Below are 14,628 nucleotides of genomic sequence, written 5' to 3' on the forward strand. Positions count from 1 at the left end.
TTACTTAAGGAGATTTATATGTACGATGAAAATGAATTCATATGTTTTGCTAACAATGCCACTCTTCCCCTTGAAATTTCTCAAACAAATTTCCTGGAAAATAGTGGGCAAATTTTAGATATATCTTTAGACCAACAAATTGGTTCAATGATTATAATGGGGTTTGAAGGTAAAACTGAGAATGATCAAATTGTAGAACAGACTATTTCGTATTTAAAACAAGGATTACTTGGAGGTATAGTTTTATACAAATATAACATTGAATCTCCTAATCAATTAAAATCCCTAACAAAGGCTTTGCATATTGCAGCACCTAGCAGTTTTATTGCTGTAGATCAAGAAGGAGGAAGAGTACAGCGTTTATCCTCCGACAAAGGTTTTCATGGTTTTCCTTCAGCATTTGAAATAGCAACTAAGTATACCATTGATCAAGCTGCTCAAATTTATGATAGTCTTGCCAAAGAACTATATGAAAATGGCATAAATCTCAATTTAGCACCTGTTGTGGATATAAATAATAAAGAGCGTCCATGTAACGTAATTGGAGGTTTAAATAGAAGTTTTGGAGAGGAGGTAAAAACTATCGTAAACTATGCAGAAAGATTTATAGATGCTCACCATAAATATAATATTGCTACTGCTCTTAAACATTTTCCAGGACATGGGTTAGCAATAGGAGATACCCACAAAGGTATGGTAGATGTTACTGATACAGTTCAAGATAAAGAATTGGAACCTTTTTATAGATTAATTGCTGATAAAAAAACTGATATGATTATGACCGCACATGTGCTGAATAAGCACTTTGATACAACATATCCTACAACATTATCACCTATTACCATGCATAAATTACTTAGAGATAAAGGATACGATGGTATAATTATAACTGATGATTTACTTATGGGTGCAATAATAAAAGAATATGGTTTTGCAGATTCAATAATTTTGTCTATAAATGCTGGAAGCGATCTATTATTAATTTCTAATAATATACTAGCCTGCAAAGATATAGCTGGTTGTAAACCCGATTACAATCCACAAACAATCTTAAATATTGTAAAAGAAGCGATACATCAAGGTAAAATTTCCTTACATACGATTGAAGCAGCTTATAATAGAATAATTTCTCTTAAAAAACGTTTGAATCACTCATATACTGAAAGCAATTGAGCATTGATAAGGTATAGAGTGAAAATATCACTCTATTTACAGTAAATTGATTTTAATCCGGGAGACAGTTAACTCAAAGCTCTCCTACTAATTAGAGGCTGGGCTCAAGTGGTGTCAACTTAAAGATTAACAGATTCGTCTGAAGAAGTGTTTTCGCTTAGGCTTGCCAATGTTTTTTCGTTCAAAGAATCTACCAGGAGGTACCTTGATTTTGCCCTTTTTGCTACCCTCTTAAAAAGAGCTTCAAAATTATCTTCGCGCATATCTCCTAATAAATTCTCTCTAAGTGTCTTCTTAGTTGAACCAAATATTTTTATTAATGACACCCGTGAGGCTCTATATAAAGACTCTACTCCTAGCTCTTTATGCTGTTTGATAAATTCTCCCGATATATATTCCCTCTCATATACATATAATAACGATTCCTCGTTTATATTCCTGAACTTTTCAGTAACACTCTTCAACCCTTCTTTTAACCAACTCTCTTTCTCCGGTCTTGATGCTGCTTATCCTACCATCTAAAATCATTGAACTACATATATCCACAAATAATGATACTCCAGCAAGAATTGGTAGATTCTTTTGGTGTTGGTTACTTGGATAACTACCAAATTTATCCTCTACTGATATTTTAATTTGTCTTAGTAATTTCTTGCCTAGCATTTTAATTTTATTAATAAAGATGTCTAAATCTTTATTTAATATACCTTCATTCCGTTCTTATCAACACATTCAATTTTCTTATTCATACCTACCCAACTCTTTCCTTAAGTTGACACCATCTACGCTTCGCTTATTACTCCTAGTCCCAAATACAACTTAATTTACTATATATTACAGTTTTATGTAACAAGATATCTCCAATAATTTAGAAATTTAAATAAAAATGTACATAACTAATAATATTAAATTGATTTCTTAAATAATAGTTTATAAATTATCCAAATAAGTGTTAGGGAGATATTAAGTATGATTAATGAACTTTTAGAACAAGTATTAATAAGTGTCTTATCTTTATATGGTTTTGATCCTAGTGAATCAAAAGATCTGGTTAAAGTGTTAGAAAAAACTGAAATTATAAATGATTTAGGTAGTTCCTATAGTGAAGAAGAAGTATTGGAACAATTAAATAAATCAATGCAAAATCATTTTCTCAGACCTAAAGGAATGGAACGTCAACAATTAGTAGATAAATTTACCCCAGCTCAAAAAAAGGAACTGATTGAATATTTATCTCCTTTCGTTAAAGAAATAAATTCTGGAGCGGTAATTCCTAATAAAATTTTACTTGGCGGAGCGCAAAACAGTGTCAAGGAACGTTTTGATTATTTAATTACTTTTGCTGACACTACTCAAGTAGTTTATTCGCTTGGAGGAAAGAGAGATTTATGGCCTATTATGGAAGAATATACCTCAACCTCTTTAAGTAAGCAACTATCCTCTTCTAAAAATATTAGTTTTGAGGAAGCAAAAAAAGAAGTAAACACAGAAATGCAGAAAATTTTTGCAAAAGCTACTATATTAGAAAATCAAATTAATTCTAATCATTACGATATAAGTGAAGTACAAGAATTACAGAGTAATTTTGAAAAAGAGACAAATAAGGCTCGAGCGGAGGCTATACAGTTTTTTACTGACACTCCTTATAAATTCAAGTGGCCTACCGAAACTGAAATGATGGATTATATTATTAACAGCAATTATAAATATAATTACCAAAATATAGATTTTATGCCTACAGTAGATACTCCAAAAAAACCAAATGGTGCAAGACCAGATACTTTAGATTCTTTAAAATTTATGTGGGAAAAATATGGTAATATGTTAACTGAACAAGCTAAAAAAGCTCCAGGTGATAAAGTGGTAATATCACTTGTTACTACGCAGCCCTATGGGCATTATCAAACCCAGCAGGCAAGTGCTGCTTTTCACGATAAGCCTGTAGAGATAAAAACTTTAGCTAAAAAAATAGAAAATGTAGAAGAGATGAATTTAACTAATGTTTTAGATTCTTTTGCCCGTACAATCTATGCTGGTAAAGAGCTAGTTAAAGAAAAAATTAAAAATTCTCCAGATAAGAACAAATGGCAAAATTTTGTATGTGCGCCAATACAAATCTCTGTTTCTTCTTCTTTTAAAATGAAATAATGAATATTAATATAGTAAGATAAATTGGGAATGTAGTTAGGAATGGAGGAGAAAAGTGGATATATTAATACTCATGGACATTATAGTAAATTGATTTGAACTTGCGTATGTTGTCGTTCCTCGTCTTATGTACTATTTGTACAATTCAACTCGTCTCTCTAGCCTAAATAACAAGCTAATTTGCTATAATATATTAATACATGAGTGACGAATGCGTTCTTCTTCGCTAACCTAACAAAAAGTAGGTTTCGCTCATCATTCCTATCTGCTAAGGAAGCTGAAAAAACTATATATTTAAAATAATATTATATAATATAGTTATTATAGATTTGAAAAATAGAGTTTTTTCAAATTAGATATATAGTCAATTAAGTTGAGAATGGCATAGAGAAGCCATAATCAATAGCATCGCTAAGGTTATTAAAATTAGTAATGATAGGTTTGATTTTAGCTTTTAAATGAGCCCAATATTTTTCAATTGGGTTGAGATCAGGAGAGTAAGGTGGTAAGAATAAAAGTTTACAGCCTATATCTTCTATTAAATTCCTAGTTCTAGCTGACTTATGGAACGTTGCATTATCAAGTATTACAACTTGACCAAATCTTAGTTCGGGCACCAAACACTGACTAACCCACTCGTTAAAAACTTCTGTATTACATGTGCCCTTGAAACACATTGGCGCAATAATTTTCTTCCCAACCTTACCTGCAATAAAGCTTTCTCGATCATGTTTTTTACCTGAGATATCACCATAAACTTTACTTCCTCTGAGACTGTATCCCCAAGAATAGTACAAATAGCTATCAATTCCACTCTCATCAATATAAACTATATCTTCCGCTTTATAGTTTGCGATAGCTGCCAAAAATAATTGCCGTTTTGCTTCATCCCGTTCACGATAGAGTGTGGTCTTTTTTTTCGTGTGATCCCCAAAGTCTTGAATGCCAAACAGATAGCAGCTGTAGACACATTAAAAACCTTTGCAAAATCAGATAATAGCCAATTGCTGTTTTTAGACACCTCGTTTAATAATTTGATTGGATCAAGCTTCTTCCATGTCTTAGCTGCTCGTGTGGCTGCTAAATTCCCGGATTTCGATCTCGATAACCATCTATAAATTGTTCTTTCACCTATGCCAAAAATTCTTGCAGCTTCTTCTCTGGTATAACCTTTATTAACATAGTGAATTACTTTTTTACGTAAATCTAAGGAATATGCCATTGCTTCTACTGTTTTGGGTTTATGAGCTTTTTAATATATCATATATCATGTCTTTATCAACTTAATTTACTATACCTTTAAAGATAGATAAAGGTTGTCCTCCAGGATAAGTTTTTGTATGTTCATGCCAAGTAAATAAAAATTTATTGTCTGGCATTGCTGTTATAGATGTTGGATAGTGGTCATCTTTAATATCCCATTTAAAAGAATAGTTATCGTGGATATAATCTAATTTTATAGTATCTAATAGATTAGCTTCAGAATTAAAAATATAAAATTTATCTTTAGTGTAAATTACAAACTTACCATCACTTAGGGGTTCAAGTTTTGGATTATTGCCTTCAATTGGTACAGTAATAGCACCTTTTAATTTAGTTCCGTATTTATCATGTATTTGGAGATAAGTTTTCATATTAGAATTTACATTTTCATAACTAAACCACATGCTTGCTATATTGCCACTGGCTAAATATTTGAGGCTCTGAATGCTCACCTTTTTTGAAGGTAATTCTGCGATTTTTATATTTCCATCGATCATTTTTTTACTCCTATTAAAAATTTTTTATCTCAATATTTTTCTAATCATAGTTAATAGAATTTTATATATTTTTTTAAGACATTTAGAAACAAGTAATGGTAATAATATATAATTTGAAACTTTAGACAATAATAAATTATATAAAAAAGATTAATGATCGAATATTTGCCCTACAATCCCTCGGCTCTTCTAAAATTACGTATTCTTAATTATATAATTTTTATTTAAATTATTAACGATAATGATTGACAATTATATTAATTAATATTAATATAATTGTCAATCAAAAGAGAAATTTATTAATAGATATTATTACCATATGGCTATTATATGTTAAAAACAAAAATACTTAAACATACACTACTGGATGATTTTAGTTACCAATCTTCTAAAAATTCAGGAATAGAGGAAGGAGGAGTATATAAATTAAGAACATCTCATGAAGTATTTTTTATTAAAAAAATGAATAAGATATCTACTATATCAGAATATATAGGAAGTCATATAGCAAGATTTCTCATTGGAGATAAAGCTCCTTTAGTTGAACTTGTAAAAGACAGAAAAGGAAATGTGTACACTGCTTCTAAAGCTATTGACTTATTTTTACCTTTAGATGACTATTTGCCTTACAATAATGCAAACTCAGATCTGTTAAGTAATAGTCAAATGTCTGATATTGCCCAGTTAGAAGAGGTCAATATAGTGATGGAGTTTGTAGATCATCATGATATGCATGGAGGAAACTTAGGTGTTATAGTGAATAATACAGAAGCCCAGTCTGCTGTTGTAGATTTTAGCCAAAGTTTAAAATTCTCTAATAATGCAATTAAATACTATTATCATGGATATGATAATAAGAAAATAATTAATAGTTTAGAAAAGGTAATAAATATACCTAAAGCCATTTTAAATGACAAGTTAGAAGGATTATTTAATAATCTTAAATTTTATTATAATCATAAAATAGATCATCACTTTCTTGAATGTTATAAGGCAAAAATTATTAAATCTTTATTACATAGACAAGAATTATTTAAGGATGAAAAAATTCTTATTGAGCTAAATCATGCCTTAGAGAAAAAAATAATTAGTCACTTAAATTATTTTGAAAGTATACTACCATACTTATCTTTTACATATTTTCAAGAAAAAACTCTAGCTAAAACTATCAACTTATTAGTAGAAAATTATGGTCATATTAAAGGATGTGGGATAATTCTTAAGCACCTTTTATTACATATTCCAAATAATCTACAAGCTATAAAAAATACTATATATAGTATAATTAAACATGATAATTTAGAGATCTTTGATCAGATTTTTCCATACTTAAAAAATACTCCTGAATACTTAGAATCTGCTCTAGAAATTGCAGTATATGATAATAATCAGAAAACATTTGAGCAAATTCTTCCGTATTTGCAAAACTCTCCTAAATACTTAGAATCTGCTTTGAAAACAGCAGTATATAATAATAACCAGAAAATATTTGGTCAACTTTATCCATATTTACGAGGTGCCCCTGAATATTTGGAATTTGCTCTAAAAATTGCGGTACATAATAATAATCAAAAAATGTTTGATCAGATTCTTCCGTACTTAAAAAATACTCCTAAATATTTAGGATCTGCTCTAGAAATTGCAGTATATAATGATAATCAGAAAATGTTTGATCAGATTGTTCCGTATCTACAAGGTACTCCTGAATATTTGGGACCTATTCTAGAAATTACAATATATAATGATAATCCAAAAATGTTTGATCAGATTTTTCCATATTTAAAAAATACTCCTGAATATTTGGGACCTGCTCTAGAAGTTGCAGTATATAATGATAATCCAAAAATGTTTGATCAGATTTTTCCATATTTAAAAAATACTCCTGAATATTTGGGACCTGCTCTAGAAGTTGCAGTATATAATGATAATCAGAAAATCTTTGATCAGATTTTTCCATATCTACACAATACTCCTGAACACTTAAAATCCGCTTTAGGAGCTGCAGTATATAATGATAATCAGAAAATCTTTGATCAAATTTTTTCATATCTACAAAATATTCATGAACACCTAAAAGATATTATAAAAATATCTATTTATCATGGTAATTTCAAGATATTTGAACAAACTTACCCACATTTCATAGATCAAATCTCTCAATATTTGGAGAAAAATTATATTGATTGTCAAGAATTAAACTCTATGTTTATGTTTGGTACGATAGATTCTATATATCCTTTTATAAATGGGGATATTATCTCAAGATAAAGGTTTTTATTATATAGTAAATTTATTTGAATTCGGGGTTCCGTTAGCTCAAAGCTCTACTACGATTTGTCGAGAGTACGACTCATTGCTGCGATTATCACTCCTAGGTCCAAATACCACTGAATTTACTATAGATTATAAATCAATATCAAAGAGTAAATGTATAAAAACATTCCTAAGATTTTTATAAGAAAAGCTTGTAATGAACTATAAAGAAAATGGTACCCGCGGCCGGACTTGAACCGGCAAGGACCGAAGTCCCACGGATTTTAAGTCCGTTATGTCTACCATTCCATCACGCGGGCATAATTACCAAAATTTATACGCCAACTAATACAATATGATTATATTATAATCAAGTATTATTCTTCTAAAATAACTAATTTAATATAAAAAAATTCGTTTATATCTAATCACTCAATTGTGTTTTATTTTTTATATAGTTTATAAATTCTTCTATAGTCATGTTTTGCTGATTTTCAGAACCAAAAAAGCGAATAGAGAGAGTAGATTGTTCTTGTTCACGTTTTCCAATGACAGCAAGTAATGGTATCTTGGTCAAAGAATGCTGCCTTATTTTATAGCTTATTTTTTCACTAGAAGTATCTATTGAGCTCCTAATCCCTAAACCATCAAATTTTGTCTTTAAAGACTCGGCATATTCATCTGCATCATTAGTAATAGTTAGTATCATAACTTGTATTGGAGCAAGCCAAAGAGGAAAATTACCTGTATGTTCTTCAATTAAAATACCAATAAATCTTTCTAATGTGCCAAGGATAGCTCTATGTATCATGACAGGATGGTGTTTATTGCCATCTTGTCCTATATAGGTAGCGCCTAATCTTTCTGGTAAAATAAAGTCTACCTGTAGTGTTCCGCACTGCCAATCTCTACCTATAGCATCTTTTAAAACAAATTCTAATTTAGGACCATAAAAAGCTCCCTCACCTGGATTTAAGGTATATTCTAGCCCTGAAGCATTTACAGCATTTTTTAAGGATAATTCTGCTTTATCCCATACTTCATCACTACCAGCCCGGATTGCAGGACGATCTGAGAATTTAACTTTAATTTCATTAAACCCAAAATCTTTATATACATTTTTTAGTAATGCACAAAATTTTACTGTTTCTTCAGTAATCATATCTTCGGTACAAAAAATGTGAGCATCATCTTGAACAAACCCACGTACTCTCATAATGCCGTGTAATGACCCAGAAGATTCATTACGGTGGCAAGCACCAAACTCTGCCATACGTATTGGCAAATCTCTATAACTTTTAATACCTTGCTTAAAAATTTGAATATGACATGGGCAGTTCATAGGTTTTAGAGCCATTACTTGTTCTTCTGCTTTAGAAGTGAACATGGCTTCTCTAAACTTCTCCCAATGGCCTGATGCTTCCCACAATGATTTATTGACAAGTATTGGAGTTTTGACCTCTATATACCCATGCTGACGTATTTTATTTCTAATATAATTTTCAATAATTAAATATAAAGTCCAGCCTTTATTATGCCAGAATATCATGCCAGGAGCCTCTTCTTGTAAATGGAATAAATCTAAATCCCGTCCCAGTTTTCTATGATCTCTTTTTTCTGCTTCCTCTAGGCGATGTAAATATTCGTTTAATTCTATTTCACTAGTCCATGCAGTACCATAAATACGTTGAAGCATGGCATTTTTACTGTCACCTCTCCAATAAGCTCCTGCTAATTTCATTAATTTAAAATGTTTGATATAACTTGTGGATGGAGCATGAGGGCCACGACATAAATCTATAAAATTGCCTTGTTTATATAAAGATATTTTTTCACCTTCTGGTATTGCATTAATAATTTCAGCTTTATAATTTTCACCTTGTGATTTAAAGAATTCAATAGCCTCATTTCTATCCCATACTTCTCTTATAATATTTTCATTACGTTTTACTATTTCATGCATACGCTTTTCAATAAATATTAGATCTTCGGGTGTGAAGGGAGTATTACGTGCAAAATCATAATAAAAACCATTTTCAATAACGGGACCAATAGTTATTTGGGTTTCTGGATATAGCTCTTTTACTGCCTCTGCCATAAGATGGGCAGCATCATGCCTGATAATTTCCAGGGCTTCACTATCTTTAATAGTGATAATTTGTATGGTTGCATTTTCATTTATATTATAGGATAAATCTACCATTTGACCATTAACTTTAAGGGCAATAGCAATTTTTGCCAGGCTAGTGCTGATATTTTTTGCTAAATCTAGTCCAGTAATAGTCTGTGAGAACTCTCTTATTGTGCCGTCAGGAAAGGTAATAGTAAACACTTAAATACTCCAAATGAATCGTGTAATGTGTGGATGAATATAATCAAAAGGAGCCATAGGGTCAAGCATAGTTTAAATCGGAAGCATAATATAAATACACTAATAGGATCTATATTTATTTTTCAACAATCTATTAATGGTAATAAAAATTATGGCCCACGTCAGCCGTCGACTAATAAGTTCTCTCAAGACCCGTACGTTACAGGTGGGCGCCATTTAACAAGACCACGGTCTTATCAGGGATAGCTCCCTAAAAGAAAAAATTATCGGTCTAGGAAACAATAATCTAACGAGCTGTGCAGGCCTTACAAATTATAGCCAAAATTTTGCCCTTATTCTTATATCTTTATATTATATTACCTTTTAAGTTTTATTGCAAGAGACTCAACATATTCAGAAATAGCATCTAAAGCTTGTGCTACAGCAATGTCAACATCATTATTATTTTTTTTATCAGCAGACAATTTCTCAGCATTATTATCATTTAAAGTAAGTTGTTGCTGCTTCTTTTTTAATTCGTTTAATTCTTCTTCTATTGTAATTGCAGTCATAAGCAGAAGCTGTATATCACTTGCTCTTACAAATGTTTTATTTAATTTATCTATGCGTTCACCTAAATTGGTGGCAAGTGTTTTAACATGCTCAAAATCAGCTTCATCACAAGCAATTTGATGGGTATTATTACGGATTATTACATTAATAACAGACATATTAATTCTCTTCTGGTTGTAAGAGTTGTTCAGTTTTTAATAATGACTCAATATTATATATAGAGTCTTCTAAATCTCTTAGTGCTTGTATATTAAGCGTCTTAAGAGATGAGTATTCTTGACCTAGTTGTTGTAAATTTTGGACCAATTTTTTATTTTCTCCACTAATAAATAACAGTTTTTTTTGTAAATCTTCTAATTCCTCATTTTTATGCTGAGTTGTTTTAAGACATTCCGCGTGTATAAGACGATTTTCCTCTAAAATAGCCTCTAAACTATTGAATGCTTTAGCGAGTCTTTTTTTGCTCATTTCTAATTTACTTTTACCATTAGTTTGTGTATCTTCCATAACAACCTTAAAAATAGTCTAAATAATTAATATTACATACTTTAGTTATATAGAACATGTTTTTATATTCAAGGTAATTTTTATTTTAATGGTAGAATATATAAAAATGAAACAAATTTTTCTAAAAACTGTAAAAAAAATTAAACGCTATGTAAAGAATAAATATATAACCCCCCCTCCACTTGTAGCTGTGATAAATTTACATGGAGTGATTTTAGCCCCTTCTAGGGGGCGTAGCGGTTTATCATTAGAAGAAATGGTTGAAGCTATAGAGTTAGCTTTTAAATTGCCTAAGTTAAAGGCTGTTGCTTTATCAGTTAATTCTCCAGGAGGATCACCTGTACAATCAGAACTAATTTATAAGCGTATTAGACAATTAGCTGATAAAAATAAAATTCCGATATATAGCTTTGCAGAAGATGTAGCTGCATCGGGAGGATACTGGCTTGCATGTGCTGCTGATGAAATTTTTGCATCTAATAGTTCAATTATAGGTAGTATAGGTGTAATTAGTGCTAGTTTTGGTTTTGATGAAATGATTAAAAGGCTTGGTATTTCTAGACGTGTATATACCCAAGGTGAAAATAAATCAATTTTGGATCCTTTTTCTCCAGAAAAAGAAACAGATATACAAATTTTAAAGTCAGTACAGGCTGATATCCATGAAAGTTTTAAATCTTTAGTTAGAGAACGTAGAAAAGATAAATTAAAAATTGATGAAGAAAGGTTATTTAGTGGGGAGTTTTGGTCTGGTAAGACTGCTTTGGAGCTTGGATTAATAGATGGAATTGGTGATTTATATAGTGTATTACAAGAAAAATATGGTAATAGAGTAAAATTAAAACGTATGGCTCGTCCTAAATCTTGGCTTAAGAAGAGATTAGGTATATTCATGAATGTGTTTACGGATACTATAGAAAAAAAAGTTATAGAAAGTAGTTTATGGAATAGATTTGGTTTATGATCAATAGCAAACATTCTTTTCAAGATATTATTTTACTATTGCAGCAATTTTGGATGAAGCATAATTGCGTTATTTTGCAACCTTATGATATGGAGGTAGGTGCTGGCACATTTCATCCTGCTACAGCTCTGCGTTGTTTAGGTAGTAAGCCATGGAATGCAGCATATGTGCAGCCATCGCGGAGGCCACAAGATGGAAGATATGGTAAGAATCCTAATAGATTACAACATTATTATCAATTTCAAGTGATTTTAAAACCATCGCCTGATAATATACAGGAGCTTTATTTAGAAAGTCTTGCTTATATAGGTGTTGATTTACGCAAACATGATGTGAGGTTTATTGAAGATGACTGGGAAAGTCCAACCCTTGGTGCTTGGGGACTTGGTTGGGAAGTTTGGTGTGATGGTATGGAAGTTTCCCAGTTTACTTATATACAGCAAATAGGTGGAGTAGAGTGTTCACCTATTTCAGGTGAACTCACTTATGGATTGGAACGTCTATGCATGTATATTCAAGGCAAAAATAATGTATATGATTTAAACTGGAATAAAAATGATACCTTATATGGGGATGTCTTTTTGCAAGCAGAACAAGAGTTCTCAGCATATTGCTTAGAATATGCGAATACTGATCAGCTATTTAAAACATTTGATAGTGCTGAAATAGAGTGTAAAAGGCTTATAGAAAAAAATTTACCTCTACCTGCATATGATCAATGTATTAAGGCAAGTCATACTTTTAATTTGCTTGATGCTCGTGGAGTTATTAGTACTACAGAACGAGGCGCATATATTGCAAGGGTGCGCGCACTTGCTAGAATTTGTTGTAATAAATGGGTTGAGAAGCAAAATGGCTGAATTATTATTTGAACTTTTTTCGGAGGAAATTCCGGCGCGTATGCAAGCTCGTGCTGCAGAGGATATAAAAAAGAATATTATTACAAAATTTGAGCAGCATAATATTATATATAATAATATAAATTCTTATGTAACCCCTCGGAGATTAGTGTTATATGTTGAATCAATTGATCCAATTATTCAAGAAAATATAATTGAAAGAAAAGGCCCTAAAGTTAATGCCCCAGAAAATGCTATTTTAGGATTTTTAGCTAAGTCAGGTAAAAAACTTGAAGATTTAGAAATACGTAATATTGGTAAAGATCAGGTATATTTTGATGTTACCAAAGAAAAGAGTAGGCCAGTAAATGAAACTTTAACTAAGATTTTAAAGGAAATTATTGAAGAATTTTCGTGGCCTAAATCAATGAAGTGGGGAACATATTCGGCAAGATGGGTGCGTCCTTTAAAAAATATTTTATGTTTATTTGATAAATGTGTTTTGCCAGTTAATTTTGCTCATTTGGTAGCAAATAATATAACATTTGGTCATCGTTTTATGGCTGAACAGCAGAATATTGTTGTTGATTCTTTTCAAGATTATAAGCAAAAGCTATTAGAGAATTATGTAGTAGTTGATAGTAATAAAAGGCGTGAAATAATACAAAACGGTATAAGAGAGATTGAACAAAGTTATAAGAGTGTTTTGTTTCAAGATGAGGGACTGCTTGATGAGGTAGTAGGGCTAGTTGAATGGCCTGTAGTTTTGCTTGGTAAAATTGATCCAAGCTTTATGGACCTACCTAAAGAGGTTTTGATTACGACCATGCGTACTCATCAAAAATATTTTGCTTTATTAGATCAAAAAGGTAATTTAGCTCCTTACTTTGTAATAGTGTCAAATATTAGTACAGAGGGTCAAGGGCAGCAAATTATTGCTGGTAATGAAAGGGTAATTGCAGCAAGATTTTCAGATGCACGTTTCTTTTTTGAGCAAGATTTGCGTAATAACTTGGAATTTTATTTAGAAAAATTACGTCAAGTTGTGTTTCATACAAAACTTGGAAGTATGTTTGATAAAGTAAATCGCATGAAAGATATAGTACAAATTTTTCCGGGAGATCAAAATAATCTTACAAGAGCTGCATTACTTAGTAAGGCTGACTTAGTGACATCTTTAGTAGGCGAATTTCCAGAACTTCAAGGAGTTATGGGAGGTTATTATGCTGCTTATTATAAGGAGCATCAAGATGTAATAGATGCAATTATAGAGCATTATAAACCTCTTGGTAAAAATGATAATATACCTAATAAACCAGTTAGTATAGCAATTGCAATTGCTGATAAAATTGATAGTGTGGTTGGATTATTTTTGATTGGTGAAAAGCCCACGGGTTCTAAGGATCCATTTGCTTTAAGAAGAGCGGTATTTGGTATTCTTAAGATTATCCTTGAAAATAATCTTCAACTATCAATTAAAGATTTGCTAGAAAAATCTATAAAACTGTATGAAAATATTTTAGAAATAAAAAATATCAATGAAAGCTTAGAAGAAATACAATTTTTTATATTTGATCGATTAAAATCTTTACTGTTAGATAGGCATATAGAACACTATATCATTAATGCGGTTTTAAGTTTAAAAACAGACTATAATATCTGCAATGTAGTAAAAAAAGTTGAAGCAATTAAATATTGTATTGAAAATGAAAAAAATAAACCTTTATTAGAAATATATAAGCGTGCTAGTCAAATTGTATTACTAGAAGAAAAAAAAGATAGTACATCTTATATTGGCACTCCTGATTTAAAACTATGCCAACTAGAAGAAGAACAAATATTATTTGATACTATAGTATCAAATAGGCCTGTGATTCAGCAATATATTAATGAAGGTAGATATATTGATGCTATAGAGAGGTTAGAATATTTATACATTCCTATTAATAATTTCTTTGACAAAGTTATAGTTAATGATAGTAATCAAGAGCTTCGAAAAAATCGATTATTAATTTTGGCAAATATAAAAGAATTAATTAGTAATATAGCGAATTTTACATTATTAGAAGGATAAATATTCTTAGCAGAATAAGTCTGCTA

General features: G+C 30.7%; 14 protein-coding genes and 1 tRNA gene. 6 read left to right on the forward strand and 9 right to left on the reverse strand.

The annotated features are described in order from the left end of the window. The first annotated feature begins 18 nt into the window (after positions 1 to 18). Positions 19 to 1,173, forward strand: a complete 1,155-nt coding sequence (ybbD_2, locus tag NOVO_06805; GenBank protein ID AIL65709.1) for a glycoside hydrolase family protein — start codon at positions 19 to 21, stop codon at positions 1,171 to 1,173. A gap of 119 nt (positions 1,174 to 1,292) precedes the next feature. Here ybbD_2 and NOVO_06810 read toward each other — a convergent pair whose 3' ends face one another. Both NOVO_06810 and NOVO_06815 read right to left on the reverse strand, forming a co-directional pair. Continuing rightward, positions 1,293 to 1,637 carry a hypothetical protein gene (locus NOVO_06810; protein AIL65710.1) on the reverse strand — a complete coding sequence of 115 codons (345 nt, stop codon included), beginning with the start codon at positions 1,635 to 1,637 and terminating at the stop codon, positions 1,293 to 1,295. Continuing rightward, entirely contained in the window at positions 1,621 to 1,836 is a 216-nt protein-coding gene (locus NOVO_06815; protein ID AIL65711.1) for a hypothetical protein, read from the reverse strand. The genes NOVO_06810 and NOVO_06815 overlap by 17 nt, the downstream gene beginning before the upstream one ends. Positions 1,837 to 2,142: 306 nt before the next feature. Between NOVO_06815 and NOVO_06820 the strand changes: the two genes are divergently transcribed. Then, positions 2,143 to 3,321 carry a hypothetical protein gene (locus NOVO_06820; GenBank protein ID AIL65712.1) on the forward strand — a complete coding sequence of 393 codons (1,179 nt, stop codon included), beginning with the start codon at positions 2,143 to 2,145 and terminating at the stop codon, positions 3,319 to 3,321. A gap of 368 nt (positions 3,322 to 3,689) precedes the next feature. On the opposite strand, the gene NOVO_06825 is transcribed toward NOVO_06820, so the two are convergent. From NOVO_06825 to NOVO_06835, 3 genes are all read right to left on the reverse strand, one after another. Beyond that, positions 3,690 to 3,998 carry a hypothetical protein gene (locus NOVO_06825; protein AIL65713.1) on the reverse strand — a complete coding sequence of 103 codons (309 nt, stop codon included), beginning with the start codon at positions 3,996 to 3,998 and terminating at the stop codon, positions 3,690 to 3,692. 152 nt (positions 3,999 to 4,150) lie between these two features. Then, positions 4,151 to 4,543: a Transposase gene (locus NOVO_06830; protein AIL65714.2), complete on the reverse strand. Its 393-nt coding sequence runs from the start codon at positions 4,541 to 4,543 to the stop codon at positions 4,151 to 4,153. Between the two features lie 61 nt (positions 4,544 to 4,604). Then, entirely contained in the window at positions 4,605 to 5,081 is a 477-nt protein-coding gene (locus NOVO_06835; GenBank protein ID AIL65715.1) for a hypothetical protein, read from the reverse strand. Positions 5,082 to 5,411: 330 nt separating this feature from the next. Between NOVO_06835 and NOVO_06840 the strand changes: the two genes are divergently transcribed. Further along, positions 5,412 to 7,349 (forward strand): hypothetical protein, encoded by a 1,938-nt coding sequence (locus tag NOVO_06840; GenBank protein ID AIL65716.1) that lies wholly within the window; start codon positions 5,412 to 5,414, stop codon positions 7,347 to 7,349. A gap of 219 nt (positions 7,350 to 7,568) precedes the next feature. Here the strand turns inward: NOVO_06840 and NOVO_06845 are convergent. The 4 genes from NOVO_06845 to NOVO_06860 all read right to left on the reverse strand — a co-directional run bounded on the left by NOVO_06845 (position 7,569) and on the right by NOVO_06860 (position 10,725). Further along, positions 7,569 to 7,654 (reverse strand) — tRNA-Leu (locus tag NOVO_06845). Positions 7,655 to 7,758: 104 nt separating this feature from the next. Then, positions 7,759 to 9,666, reverse strand: a complete 1,908-nt coding sequence (thrS, locus tag NOVO_06850) for a Threonine--tRNA ligase (GenBank protein ID AIL65717.1) — start codon at positions 9,664 to 9,666, stop codon at positions 7,759 to 7,761. Positions 9,667 to 10,022: 356 nt separating this feature from the next. After that, positions 10,023 to 10,376 (reverse strand): Cell division protein ZapA, encoded by a 354-nt coding sequence (locus NOVO_06855; protein ID AIL65718.1) that lies wholly within the window; start codon positions 10,374 to 10,376, stop codon positions 10,023 to 10,025. A gap of 1 nt (position 10,377) precedes the next feature. After that, positions 10,378 to 10,725: a hypothetical protein gene (locus tag NOVO_06860; GenBank protein ID AIL65719.1), complete on the reverse strand. Its 348-nt coding sequence runs from the start codon at positions 10,723 to 10,725 to the stop codon at positions 10,378 to 10,380. Between the two features lie 88 nt (positions 10,726 to 10,813). Between NOVO_06860 and NOVO_06865 the strand changes: the two genes are divergently transcribed. The 3 genes from NOVO_06865 to glyS are packed head-to-tail and all read left to right on the forward strand — an operon-like array spanning position 10,814 to position 14,602. Beyond that, positions 10,814 to 11,689, forward strand: a complete 876-nt coding sequence (locus NOVO_06865) for a Peptidase S49 (protein ID AIL65720.1) — start codon at positions 10,814 to 10,816, stop codon at positions 11,687 to 11,689. Then, positions 11,686 to 12,549 carry a Glycine--tRNA ligase alpha subunit gene (gene glyQ / locus NOVO_06870; protein AIL65721.1) on the forward strand — a complete coding sequence of 288 codons (864 nt, stop codon included), beginning with the start codon at positions 11,686 to 11,688 and terminating at the stop codon, positions 12,547 to 12,549. The genes NOVO_06865 and glyQ overlap by 4 nt, the downstream gene beginning before the upstream one ends. Further along, positions 12,542 to 14,602 carry a Glycine--tRNA ligase beta subunit gene (gene glyS, locus NOVO_06875; protein ID AIL65722.1) on the forward strand — a complete coding sequence of 687 codons (2,061 nt, stop codon included), beginning with the start codon at positions 12,542 to 12,544 and terminating at the stop codon, positions 14,600 to 14,602. The genes glyQ and glyS overlap by 8 nt, the downstream gene beginning before the upstream one ends. Positions 14,603 to 14,628 lie beyond the last annotated feature (26 nt).

It is taken from the genome of Rickettsiales bacterium Ac37b (assembly GCA_000746585.2).
Classification (GTDB): Bacteria; Pseudomonadota; Alphaproteobacteria; order Rickettsiales; family Arcanibacteraceae; genus Ac37b.